We start from the raw sequence: 12,761 nt of genomic DNA on the forward strand, positions 1-12,761 counted from the left end.
AATCCTTCCCCCACCACCATCACTTTCAAATAACTCCAAACTTCCTTTTTGCACCAGGCATCATGCATTTCCGTAACGGGGAAACCTTCGCAGGCGCAGCCGCCACCTGGCGACAGAAGCCAGAAGCCTACATCGGCGGCAAACGACGCTTCACCGGCGAACTCTTCACAATCGACGTATTGCACTGGGCATGCTCCGCCAGGCCGTCCAGCAACTCATCCAGCTGCTCTATCGATCGCACCACCAGCCTAATCACAAAGCAATCTTCCCCGGTGACTTTGTCGCTCTCGATACACTCCGGCATCGCCTGAATGTATTTATCAACCTTATGCAACAGCCCCGGCAAAGGCCGCACGCGCACCAGCGCCTGCAGCGTATACCCCAGCGCCGCCAGATTCACCCGTGCGCCATACCCCTGAATCACACCGCGCTCTTCCAGCCTCTTCAGGCGTTCTGCCGTGCTGGGGGAAGTCAGACCGATGCGTCCGCTGAGCACCTTCAAAGACATGCGCGCATCCTCGACCAGACAGGCTAAAATTTGACGGTCGATATCATCGAGAAGGTATTCCATCGTTTTCACCTAATTTTAAAAAGTCATCACTGCATTTCACCTTATCTCATCCCTGTAAAACCCGACAGCGATTTTCGACAATAGCGTCATACAATCAGGAGGTGGATGATGCGTGATTTCCATAAAGGCGTCTGGCAAATGAGCCTGGCGATGTTAATTTCCGGCTCTATCGGTGCGTTTGTTTTACTCAGCGGTCTGCCGGTGACGGAAGTGGTGTTCTGGCGCTGTCTTATCGGGGCAATAGCGCTTTTTATTTTTATCCGGGCAAGTCAAAAGCCCTTCAGCCCCCTCACCCGCACCACGCTGCTGCTGGCCATTCTCGGCGGCGTAGCGCTCGTGGTGAACTGGCTGCTGCTCTTCGCGGCCTATGAGCGGATCTGGATTGGTCTTTCTACCGTGGTCTATAACACCCAGCCGTTTATGCTGGTCTTAATGGGGATGTTTTTAGGTGAACGCGTTAGCCTGGTGAAATGGGGCTGGCTGTTCCTCGCCTTCGGCGGCGTGGTGATCTTGCTCTCCAGCGAGCTGACCGGCGCGCACGGCGGTGAATGGCTCGCCGGAATCGGCCTGGCGATGGCCGCGGCTTTCTTCTATGCGGTCACGGCCATTATTGCCCGCAAGCTCAGATCCGTTGCGCCGCAGCATATTGCCTTTATCCAGGTGCTGACGGGCGTCGTGATGCTTTTACCGTTTGCCAACATGCCGTCATTTTCCGGTGATTTTCCCTGGCCGATCCTGCTGACGCTGGGCATCGTCCATACAGGCATTATGTACCAGCTGCTCTACAGCGCGATCCAGAAGCTGCCTACGCCCATTACCGGCTCCCTGTCGTTTATCTATCCGGTGGTGGCGATCGTTGTCGATAATCTGGTGTTCGGACACTCGCTGAACCTGACGCAGCTGGCGGGCGGCGCGCTGATCCTGTTTGCTGCCGCGGGCAATAATCTGGGCTGGGGCGAAAAAAAACCCCGCGAGTGCGGGGTTGGTATCAAAACGGCGAATTAGCGACGGGCGCGCACAATCTGGTATTTGCGCGTCAGGTACTCCACCGGCGCGCTCCAGATATGCACCAGACGTGAGAACGGGAACAGCACAAACAGCGTCATCCCCAGCACCAGGTGAACGCGGAAGATAAACGCTACGCCGTCCAGGTGCGCGGAGGCTCCGCCGTGGAAGGTCACCACGGACTGCGCCCAGCCGACGAGCTTCATCATTTCGCTCCCGTCCATATGCTGCGCCGAGAACGGAATGGTCAGCAAGCCCAGCGCGCACTGCACCATCAGCAGGGAGAGGATCAGAATATCCGCTGCGGTCGTGGTCGCACGCACGCGCGGGCTGAACAGACGACGTTTCAGCAGCAGCAGGCCCCCCACCAGAGTCATCACGCCGCAGGCACCGCCGGCGATCATCGCCATCTTCTGCTTCACCTCGATCGGTAGCCACGCTTCATACATCCAGTGCGGCGTCAGCATCCCCAGGAAGTGACCGGCAAAAATCCCCAGAATACCGATGTGGAACAGGTTAGAGCCCACATGCATCCCTTTACGATCCAGCATCTGGCTGGAGGCCGCACGCCAGGTGTACTGGCCGTAGTCGTAACGCAGCCAGCTTCCCACCAGGAACACGGTGCCCGCGATATACGGGTAAATGTCGAAGAAGAACATATTCAGGAAGTGCATTAGTGCCGTCCTCCGTTAGAGATATTCAAATATTGCGGGGCAACCGCGCCGGCAAAGCGACGCTGGTGAGCGGAGATTTCAGACTCGCCGCAGTTCTGGTCAGCAAAGAATTTCACCTGCTCTTCTTCCCAGACCGCATCCAGCGCCTGTGGGGTATCGTCGCGGGCTTCATCCGCGATTTTCTCCGCCACTTTTTCACTGTCGACCGCGGCGTTGGCCAGCTTCACCAGCAGATCGAACAGCACAGCATAGCGGCTCTCGCGCTGCTGAAGACGCGCGCCGAGCAGCGCCAGGATCGGCGCGATGTCCTGCAGACCGCCCAGCGCCTCTTCTTTCGGCAGCTGCGCCAGGTACTCCAGATACAGCGGCAGATGATCCGGCAGTTCGCGGCTGTCGAGCTGCAGGCCGTGCTGTTCGTACTGGGCCATCAGGTCGACCATCGCCTGCCCGCGGTCACGGGACTCACCGTGAACGTGTTCAAACAGCAGCAGCGAGGTCGCACGCCCCCGGTCAAACAGCTGGCTGTAGTCCGACTGGGCATCCAGAAGGTCGCGCGCCAGCAGATCGCGGAGGAAAACACCCAGCGTCTGGGCATCGTCTTTATCCAGGTTTTCAGATGACGCGAGTGCATCAAAGAGTTCCTGCTGATGCTGCGCAAGCGCAGCATCCGGGTACTCGAGCAGACGCGAAACAATGACGAGTTCAATCATTGGTGCGGCTCCGTTTTGCTGGTCACATCCATGGCATCGATGCGGCGGCTGTTGAACAGGTTGAATTTGCTGTCTGACCCGTGGCAACCGTCGCCAAAGGTAAAGCCACAGCCATTTTTTTCCGGGAAGGCTTCACGGGCCAGCTCGCGGTGGCTGCTCGGCACCACGAAACGGTCTTCGTAGTTGGCAATCGCCAGATAGCGGTACATCTCCTGCGCCTGCGCTTCGGTCAGACCGACCTCTTCCAGCGCGCGGGTATCGGTCACGCCGTCTACGGTTTCCGCGCGTTTGAAGTGACGCATCGCCAGCATACGCTTCAGCGCGAGCAGAACCGGCTGGGTATCCCCGGCGGTCAACAGGTTCGCCAGGTACTGAACCGGAATACGCAGGCTTTCTACGTCCGGCAGGATGCCGTTACTGCCCAGTTCGCCCGCGTCAGCCGCGGACTGAATCGGCGACAGCGGCGGCACGTACCAGACCATCGGCAGGGTGCGGTATTCCGGGTGCAGCGGCAGCGCGAGCTTCCAGTCCATTGCCATTTTGTACACCGGTGACTGCTGCGCCGCGTCAATCACGCTCTGCGGCACGCCGTCCTTCAGCGCCTGCTCAATCACCTTCGGATCGTTCGGATCGAGGAAGACGTCCAGCTGACGCTGATACAGATCTTTCTCGTGCTCGGTGCTCGCGGCATTTTCAATCGCGTCCGCGTCATACAGCAGCACGCCGAGGTAGCGAATACGGCCTACGCAGCTTTCTGAGCAGACGGTCGGCATTCCGGCTTCGATACGCGGATAGCAGAAGATGCACTTCTCAGATTTACCGCTCTTCCAGTTGAAGTAGATTTTTTTGTACGGGCAGCCGGTGATGCACATACGCCAGCCGCGGCACTTGTCCTGGTCGATCAGCACGATGCCATCTTCTTCACGCTTGTAGATAGCGCCGCTCGGGCAGGTCGCCACGCACGCCGGGTTGAGGCAGTGCTCGCACAGGCGCGGCAGATACATCATGAAGGTATTTTCGAACTGGCCGTACATCGCCTTCTGCATGTTCTCGAAGTTCTGGTCTTTGGCGCGCTTCTCGAACTCGCCGCCCAGAATCTCCTCCCAGTTTGGACCGCTGGTGATCTTGTCCATGCGCTGACCGGTGATCAGCGAGCGCGGACGGGCGATCGGCTGGTGCTTGCTTTCCGGCGCGTTGTGCAGGTTCTGGTAGTCGTAGTCAAACGGCTCGTAGTAATCGTCGATGCCCGGCAGGTGCGGGTTAGCGAAGATTTTACCCAGCAGCATCGCGCGGTTACCCATGCGCGGCTGCAGCTTGCCGTTGATTTTACGGATCCAGCCGCCCTTCCACTTCTCCTGGTTTTCCCAGTCGGTCGGGAAGCCGGTGCCCGGCTTGCTTTCCACGTTGTTGAACCAGGCGTACTCCATACCTTCACGGCTGGTCCAGACGTTTTTACAGGTGACCGAGCAGGTATGACAGCCGATGCATTTATCCAGATTCAGCACCATGCCGACTTGTGAACGAATTTTCATTTTACGCTCTCCTGTACCTGGTCATTACCTTCGCCGTCTAACCAGTTAATATTCTTCATCTTACGTACCACCACGAACTCATCGCGGTTCGATCCTACGGTGCCGTAGTAGTTAAAGCCGTAGGCCAGCTGCGCATAGCCACCGATCATGTGGGTCGGCTTCGGCGTAATACGGGTCACGGAGTTGTGGATCCCGCCGCGCTGCTCGGTAATTTCTGACCCCGGCAGGTTAACGATACGTTCCTGCGCGTGGTACATCATGGTCATCCCGGCCGGTACGCGCTGGCTCACCACCGCACGCGCCGTCAGGGCACCGTTGCTGTTGAACACTTCGATCCAGTCGTTATCTTCGATACCCAGATCTTTGGCGTCCGTTTCGCTCATCCAGACAATCGGACCGCCGCGAGACAGGGTCAGCATCAGGAGGTTGTCGCTGTAGGTGGAGTGAATGCCCCACTTCTGGTGTGGCGTCAGGAAGTTCAGCGCCTTCTCTGGGTTACCGTTCGATTTCGCGCCCATCACCGCTTTCACGGAGCGGGTGTCGATTGGCGGACGGTAGACCAGCAGGCTTTCACCGAAGTCGCGCATCCACTGGTGATCCTGATACAGCGACTGACGGCCTGACAGGGTGCGCCATGGGATCAGCTCGTGAACGTTGGTGTAGCCCGCGTTATAGGACACGTGCTCATCCTCCAGGCCAGACCAGGTCGGGCTGGAGATAATCTTGCGCGGCTGCGCCTGAATATCGCGGAAGCGGATTTTCTCTTCCTCTTTATTCGTCGCCAGATGCGTGTGGTCACGGCCGGTAAACTCGCTCAGCGCCGCCCAGGCTTTCACGGCAACGTGGCCGTTGGTTTCCGGGGCCAGGGTCAGGATCATCTCTGCCGCATCAATCGCCGTGTTCAGCATTGGCTGGCCTTTCGCCGGACCGTCCGCTTTGGTGTAGTTGAGCTTGCGCAGCAGATCCATTTCGCTCTGGGTATTCCAGGCGATCCCCTTCCCGCCGTTACCGATTTTCTCCATCAGCGGGCCGATAGAGGTAAAGCGCTCGTAGGTTGCCGGATAGTCGCGCTCAACCGGAATAATGTGCGGCGCGGTTACGCCCGGGATCAGGTCGCATTCGCCTTTTTTCCAGTCCTTCACGCCCAGCGGCTGCGCCAGTTCGGCGGCGGAGTCGTGCTGGATTGGCAGCGTCACCACGTCGGTCTCTTTGCCGAGGTGCCCAACGCAGACTTCGGAGAATTTCTTCGCGATGTCCTTGTAGATATCCCAGTCGCTTTTCGATTCCCACGCCGGGTCAACGGCAGCAGACAGCGGATGAATAAACGGATGCATATCCGAGGTATTCATGTCGTCTTTTTCGTACCAGGTCGCGGTTGGCAGCACGATATCGGAGTACAGGCAGGTGCTGGACAGACGGAAGTCGAGCGTCACCACCAGATCCAGCTTGCCGTCGAGGCCGTTATCTTTCCACTCCACCTCTTCCGGCTTCACGCCGCCCTGCTTGCCGAGATCTTTCCCCTGGATACCGTTTTCGGTACCGAGCAGGTATTTCAGCATGTACTCGTGGCCTTTACCGGACGAGCCCAGCAGGTTGGAGCGCCAGATGAACAGGTTACGCGGATGGTTTTTACCGTTCTCCGGCTGTTCTGCCGCGAAGCGGATTGAGCCATCCTTCAGGGATTTCACGGTGTAATCCACTGGTGACATGCCCGCCTGCTTCGCCGCTTCCGCAATGCGCAGCGGGTTAGTGCCCAGCTGCGGCGCCGACGGCAGCCAGCCCATGCGCTCTGCGCGCACGTTGAAGTCAATCAGGTGGCCGCTGTAGCGGGATTTATCCGCCATCGGCGACAGCAGCTCCTGCGCGGTGACCGTTTCGTAGCGCCACTGGCTGGAGTGGTTATAGAAGTAGGAGGTGCTATTCATATGGCGTGCCGGACGCTGCCAGTCGAGGGCAAACGCCAGCGGCTGCCAGCCGGTCTGCGGACGCAGTTTTTCCTGGCCCACGTAGTGCGCCCAGCCGCCGCCGCTCTGACCGACGCAGCCGCAGAAGATCAGCATGTTGATCAGACCGCGATAGTTCATATCGAGGTGATACCAGTGGTTCAGACCCGCGCCGACGATGATCATCGAACGGCCGTGCGTTTTGTCCGCGTTTTCTGCAAACTCACGTGCGATACGGGTAATGTGCGCGCGAGGCACGCCGGTAATCTGTTCCGCCCAGGCCGGGGTGTAGGCCTTCACGTCGTCATAGCCGGTTGCGCAGTTTTCATCGCCCAGACCGCGCTCCAGACCGTAGTTCGCCATGGTCAGGTCATAAACGGTGGTGACCAGCGCGGTAGAGCCGTCGGCCAGCTGCAGGCGCTTAACCGGCAGTTTGTGCATCAGAACGTTTTTCAGTTCAACCTTGTTGAAGTGCTCTGAACCTTCACCGCCGAAGTACGGGAACCCGACTTCAGCGATCTCGTCCTGGCTGCCCAGCATGCTCAGGCGCAGCTCCGTCTCTTCACCGGTCGTACCGTTGCGTTGCTCAAGGTTCCACTTGCCCTTCTCGCCCCAGCGGAAGCCGATAGAGCCGTTTGGCGCCACCAGCTCGCCGTTGCTGTTATACGCAACGGTTTTCCACTCAGGGTTGTTTTCCTGGCCCAGCGAATCCACCAGATCGGCTGCGCGCAGCGTGCGGCCCGCGGCATAGTAGCCCTCACGCTCTTCCAGCATGACCAGCATCGGCATGTCGGTGTAGCGGCGAACGTAGTCGGTGAAGTACTGGCTTGGCTTATCAAGATGGAATTCACGCAGCATGACGTGGCCCATCGCCATCGCCATCGCGGCGTCGGTACCCTGTTTCGGCGCCAGCCACAGATCGCAAAGCTTGGCGATTTCCGCGTAGTCAGGGGTGACCGCCACGGTTTTGGTGCCTTTGTAACGGACTTCGGTAAAGAAGTGCGCGTCAGGCGTACGGGTCTGAGGAACGTTAGAGCCCCAGGCGATGATATAGCTGGAGTTGTACCAGTCCGCGGACTCCGGCACGTCGGTCTGCTCGCCCCAGGTCTGCGGAGACGCAGGCGGCAGGTCGCAGTACCAGTCGTAGAAGCTCAGGCAGGTACCGCCGATCAGCGACAGATAGCGCGCCCCGGAGGCGTAAGAGACCATCGACATCGCCGGGATAGGCGAGAAGCCCGCCACGCGGTCAGGACCGTAGGTTTTAACGGTGTAGACGTTGGAGGCGGCAATCAGCTCGTTTACCTCTTTCCATGAGGAGCGAACGAAACCGCCGCGACCGCGAGCCTGCTTGAAGCTTTTTGCTTTGTCAGCGTCTTCGATGATGGACGCCCAGGCATCCACCGGATCGCTGTGCTGTACTTTCGCCTCACGCCACATTTTCATCAGGCGCTTGCGCATCAGCGGGTATTTCAGACGGTTGGCGCTGTAGAGATACCAGGAGTAGCTGGCACCGCGCGGGCAGCCGCGCGGTTCGTGGTTTGGCATATCCGGGCGGGTGCGCGGATAGTCGGTCTGCTGCATTTCCCAGGTCACCAGACCGTTTTTAACGAAAATCTTCCAGCTGCATGAACCGGTACAGTTCACGCCGTGGGTCGAACGGACGACTTTGTCATGCTGCCAGCGCTGGCGGTAACCGTCTTCCCAGTCCCGGTTGGTATCCAGAACCTGGCCGTGCCCATCGGCAAAAGTTTCACCCTTCTGTTTGAAGTAGCGAAACCGGTCCAAAAATTTGCTCATCGGGTATCTCCTGTGTGGAGCCTGTGGCTCTCTAAATCGACATTGCTGATTTGCAGCGAAGGTAACGCCCTGAAAGAGGGGGAGAATTGATAACGATCAAGACGAGGAGGGACTTTCAGGCGAGGGGTTACACCAAATACCACCAAAGCGGTATCTTCAAAAATTTCATATCATCATGAAATATAGAGTTATTTTTATTTTATCGTACAAAAAGCCAGTCAAAATTTAACATCTCAGGTATTAAGGGGTAGAGCCACCTGCAAAGCGATGGCGATCACAGTGTCACCGCAGGCGTCTGCCGTAAAAGCCGTAAGTATGTTGTAACTATTATGCTGGCAAAAAAAACGCGACCCGAAGGCCGCGTAAACGGATAATCACACTTACTTATTTTTCTTGGTATTTCGGCCATATACCAGCCACGTAATCACAACGCAGGCGATATAGAAGACGAGAAAGACTTTCATGGCACCGGCCGGAGAGCCGGTCAGGTCCAGAGAGATACCGAACGCTTTCGGGATAAAGAAGCCGCCAATCGCGCCGATGGCAGAGATAAAGCCCAGCGCCGCGGCCGTATCCGTCGCCGCTTCGCGCATGGCCTGCTCTTCGCTCCCGCCCTGCGCCTTCACGCGATCCATCGTCAGCTTACGGAAGATCACGGAGATCATCTGGAAGGTAGACGCGCTCCCCAGCCCGGCAGTCAGGAACAGCACCATAAACACGCCGAAGAAGGCGATGAAGTTACCGCCCTGCCCGTCGACGGGCAGCGTCAGGAACAGCAGCGCGCAGAAGACCGCCATCACGACGAAGTTCACCAGCGTCACGCGGGTACCGCCGAGACGGTCAGAGACCATGCCGCCCAGCGAACGCGCCAGGGCACCGATAAACGGTCCGAAGAAAGCAAAGTGCAGGATCTGAATCTCCGGGAACTGCGTTTTCGACAGCATCGCGAAGCCCGCAGAGAAGCCGATAAACGAACCGAAGGTGGCCAGATACAGCAGCGCCATCACCCAGAGGTGTCCACGCTTCAGCACCGGCAGCTGTTCGCTCAGCGACGCCTTCGACGCGGACAGGTCATTCATAAAGAACCAGGCTGCGAGGGTGAAGACCACCAGGAAAGGTACCCAGATCCACGCGGCGTTCTGCAGATAGAGGGAAGAACCATCCGCCTGCTCAACGCCACCGCCGCCAAAGGCCGCGAAAATAGAAACAGAGATCGCCAGCGGGGCAATCAGCTGCATCACGCTGACGCCCATATTCCCCAGGCCGCCGTTAATGCCCAGCGCACCGCCCTGCTTCGCTTTCGGGAAGAAGAAGCTGATGTTCGCCATGCTGGAGGCGAAGTTCGCACCCGCAAAACCGCACAGCAGGGAAATAATCACGAACACGCTGAACGGCGTAGAGGTATCCTGCACCGCGAAGCCGAGCCAGACGCAGGGGACGATCATGATGCCCGTACTGAACGCCGTCCAGCGACGACCGCCAAACACCGGCACCATAAACGCGTAAGGCACACGCAGCAGCGCGCCTGACAGCGACGGCAGCGCGGTCAGCATGAACAGCTGATCGGTCGTAAACGTAAACCCGACTTTGGGCAGGTTGACCGCCACCGCGCTAAACAACATCCATACGCAAAACGCTAATAACAAACACGGCACGGAAATCCACAGATTCCGGCTGGCTACACGATGGCCGCGCTGTTGCCAGAACGCCGGATCCTCTGGACGCCAGTCTGTAATAACGGCACCATTTTCCCTTTCGGGAGCGGATGAGTGACTCATAGACACCTCTGATTCTCGAATGATGCTGCAAACATTAGGGTTTTAGGGCGGCGGTAAGTTGATATAAATCAAAGGAAAAGTGGGAGGATTTGCGGCGTAAAATAAGGCCTCACCCTTAGTGAGTAGGCTAATTCGGTAAAAAAGACGTGGTTTTTCACGGCACTGACGGTTCCTGGCTACCCCCACCTCCTTCCCCCTACTCCGTTGGCAATTTAGGGGTAATCCTTTATTGGTATGGGTATACTCCAGGGTATGCACCAGAATAGCGCCATTCCTGCAAGCAGGCCACGTCAGGAGCACACCACCTCTATGTTAAAAAGATGTTTATCTCCGCTGACGCTCGTGAATCAGCTAGCCCTTATCGTTTTGCTGTCCACCGCCATCGGCGTGACCGGCATGGCGATCTCCGGCTGGCTGGTACAGGGAGTACAGGGTAATGCGCATGCCATCAACGAGGCAGGCTCGCTACGCATGCAGAGTTATCGCCTGCTGGCGTCGGTTCCCCTGACGCAGGACGATCGGCCCCTGATTGATGAAATGGAGCGCACGGTCTTCAGCCCCGAACTGGAAAACGCCGCCATCCGCGCCGGTCAGCAATATCAGCTTAAAGCCCTTCAGGGCTACTGGCACACCCAGCTGGAGCCCGGGCTGAAACAGGCGCGCAGCACCGAAACCGTTGCGCAGGACGTGGCGGGGTTCGTCTCACGCATCGATGCGCTGGTCTCCTCTTTCGACCAAACCACCGAACTCCGCATCGATCGGGTGGTGATGGTGCACCGCGCCATGGCGCTGTTTATGGGGCTGCTGCTGATCTTCACCATCGTCTGGCTTCGTGCGCGGCTGCTGAACCCGTGGAAACAGCTGCTGGCAATGGCCCGCGCGGTGACCGCACGCGATTTTACCCAGCGCACGCACATCAGCGGGCGCAACGAGATGGCCATGCTCGGCCAGGCGCTCAACACCATGTCTGCAGAGCTCTCCGAGAGCTACGCGGTGCTTGAACAGCGCGTTCAGGAAAAAACGGCCGGCTTGGAGCAGAAAAACGAGATCCTCTCCTTCCTGTGGCAGGCCAACCGTCGTCTGCACATGCAGGTGCCGCTATGCGAACGCCTCTCTCCGGTGCTGAACGGCCTGCAAAATCTGACCCTGCTTCACGACCTTGAGCTGCGGGTCTACGACGTGGAAGACGAAGATAACCATCAGGAATTTACCTGTCAGTCGGATATGTCCTGCGATGACAAAGGCTGCCATCTTTGCCCTCGCGGCCTGCCGCCGCTGACGTCCGGCGGCACCACCCTGAAGTGGCGCCTGACCGACAGCCACACCCAGTACGGTATTCTGCTGGCAACGCTGCCAGCCGGGCGTCACCTGAGCCACGACCAGCAGCAGCTGGTCGATACGCTGGTCGAACAGCTAACGGCCACGCTGGCGCTCGACAGGCATCAGGAAAAGCAGCAGCAGCTGATCGTCATGGAAGAGCGCGCGACCATCGCCCGCGAGCTTCACGACTCTATCGCCCAGTCGCTCTCCTGTATGAAAATGCAGGTGAGCTGCCTGCAGATGCAGGATGCGGAGATGCCCGAAAGCAACAAGCAGCTGCTCAGCCAGATCCGCAACGAGCTGAACACCTCCTGGATACAGCTTCGCGAGCTGCTGACCACCTTCCGTCTGCAGCTGACCGAGCCGGGCCTGCGTCCGGCGCTGGAGGCCAGCTGTCACGAATTTAGCGCCCGGCTGGGGTTCCCGGTGAAGCTGGACTACCAGCTGCCGCCGCGGTTTGTCCCCTCCCACCAGGCCATACATGTACTGCAGATCGCCCGTGAAGCGCTGAGCAACGTGCTTAAACATTCCGGGGCGACGGCGGTAACGGTCACCGTCAGCCAGCACAGCAATCAGGTGAAGCTCACGGTTCACGACAACGGCCGCGGCGTGCCGGAAAATGCCGAACGCACTAACCACTATGGTTTAATTATTATGCGAGACCGCGCCCAAAGCCTGCGCGGTGATTGCCAGGTTCGCCGGAGAGAGACGGGTGGCACGGAAGTTGTCGTCACCTTTATTCCCGAAAAACCGCTTACAACTGCTCAAGGAGAAACCCATGACTAATCAGGAACCGGCATCCATCCTGTTGATCGACGACCATCCGATGCTGCGTACTGGCGTGAAACAGCTGGTCAGCATGGCGCCCGATATCACCGTGGTTGGCGAAGCCAGCAACGGTGAACAGGGCATTGAGCTTGCCGAATCCCTCGATCCCGATCTGATCCTGCTGGATCTGAATATGCCCGGCATGAACGGTCTGGAAACTCTCGACAAGCTGCGGGAAAAATCGCTTTCCGGGCGCATCGTCGTCTTTAGCGTGTCGAACCATGAAGAGGATGTGGTCACGGCGCTGAAGCGCGGGGCGGATGGTTATCTGCTCAAGGATATGGAGCCGGAAGACTTGCTTAAGGCGCTGCAGCAGGCCGCGGCGGGCGAGATGGTTCTCAGCGAAGCCTTAACGCCAGTGCTGGCCGCCAGCCTGCGCGCCAATCGCGCCACCTCTGACCGCGACGTCAGCCAGTTAACCCCGCGCGAGCGCGATATTCTCAAACTCATTGCCCAGGGGCTGCCGAACAAAATGATCGCCCGCCGCCTGGACATCACCGAAAGCACGGTCAAAGTGCACGTGAAGCATATGCTGAAGAAAATGAAGCTAAAATCCCGCGTTGAAGCCGCGGTGTGGGTGCATCAGGAACGCATTTTTTAAGG

The 12,761-nt window shown here is 58.4% G+C and carries 10 protein-coding genes; 3 read left to right on the forward strand and 7 right to left on the reverse strand.

What is annotated here, in order from left to right:
- Together IM317_RS23935 and IM317_RS10495 are read right to left on the reverse strand one after the other, a co-directional pair.
- Nucleotides 1-185, reverse strand: a 185-nt coding sequence (locus tag IM317_RS23935) for a hypothetical protein (protein ID WP_227010893.1), incomplete at its 3' end; no start/stop codon positions are given.
- Nucleotides 128-571 (reverse strand): Lrp/AsnC family transcriptional regulator, encoded by a 444-nt coding sequence (locus IM317_RS10495; protein ID WP_033146544.1) that lies wholly within the window; start codon nt 569-571, stop codon nt 128-130. The genes IM317_RS23935 and IM317_RS10495, both read right to left, overlap by 58 nt.
- Before the next feature lie 108 nt (nt 572-679).
- Here IM317_RS10495 and IM317_RS10500 point away from each other — a divergent pair, with 108 nt between their 5' ends.
- Nucleotides 680-1,576 carry a DMT family transporter gene (locus tag IM317_RS10500; RefSeq protein ID WP_033145762.1) on the forward strand — a complete coding sequence of 299 codons (897 nt, stop codon included), beginning with the start codon at nt 680-682 and terminating at the stop codon, nt 1,574-1,576.
- Here the strand turns inward: IM317_RS10500 and narI are convergent.
- The 5 genes from narI to IM317_RS10525 all read right to left on the reverse strand — a co-directional run bounded on the left by narI (nt 1,573) and on the right by IM317_RS10525 (nt 10,010).
- A complete protein-coding gene (gene narI, locus IM317_RS10505) occupies nt 1,573-2,250 on the reverse strand; it encodes a respiratory nitrate reductase subunit gamma (protein ID WP_023312107.1) in 678 nt (225 codons plus the stop codon). The two genes, IM317_RS10500 and narI, sit on opposite strands and share 4 nt — an antisense overlap.
- Nucleotides 2,250-2,960, reverse strand: a complete 711-nt coding sequence (narJ, locus tag IM317_RS10510; protein ID WP_033145763.1) for a nitrate reductase molybdenum cofactor assembly chaperone — start codon at nt 2,958-2,960, stop codon at nt 2,250-2,252. The genes narI and narJ overlap by 1 nt, the downstream gene beginning before the upstream one ends.
- Complete coding sequence (gene narH / locus IM317_RS10515) at nt 2,957-4,492, reverse strand: nitrate reductase subunit beta (protein WP_023312109.1); 1,536 nt, start codon at nt 4,490-4,492, stop codon at nt 2,957-2,959. Before narH ends, narJ begins: the two co-directional genes overlap by 4 nt.
- Nucleotides 4,489-8,232, reverse strand: a complete 3,744-nt coding sequence (locus tag IM317_RS10520) for a nitrate reductase subunit alpha (protein ID WP_033145764.1) — start codon at nt 8,230-8,232, stop codon at nt 4,489-4,491. Before IM317_RS10520 ends, narH begins: the two co-directional genes overlap by 4 nt.
- A 380-nt stretch (nt 8,233-8,612) precedes the next feature.
- Entirely contained in the window at nt 8,613-10,010 is a 1,398-nt protein-coding gene (locus IM317_RS10525; RefSeq protein ID WP_033145765.1) for a NarK family nitrate/nitrite MFS transporter, read from the reverse strand.
- Between the two features lie 309 nt (nt 10,011-10,319).
- Between IM317_RS10525 and narX the strand changes: the two genes are divergently transcribed.
- Together narX and narL are read left to right on the forward strand one after the other, a co-directional pair.
- Nucleotides 10,320-12,116, forward strand: a complete 1,797-nt coding sequence (gene narX, locus IM317_RS10530) for a nitrate/nitrite two-component system sensor histidine kinase NarX (RefSeq protein ID WP_033145766.1) — start codon at nt 10,320-10,322, stop codon at nt 12,114-12,116.
- Nucleotides 12,109-12,759 (forward strand): two-component system response regulator NarL, encoded by a 651-nt coding sequence (gene narL, locus IM317_RS10535; RefSeq protein ID WP_008499531.1) that lies wholly within the window; start codon nt 12,109-12,111, stop codon nt 12,757-12,759. The genes narX and narL overlap by 8 nt, the downstream gene beginning before the upstream one ends.
- The last annotated feature ends 2 nt before the right edge of the window (nt 12,760-12,761 follow it).

Source organism: Enterobacter cloacae complex sp. S3 (assembly GCF_014930495.1).
In the GTDB taxonomy this organism is placed as follows: Bacteria; Pseudomonadota; Gammaproteobacteria; order Enterobacterales; family Enterobacteriaceae; genus Enterobacter; species Enterobacter asburiae_B.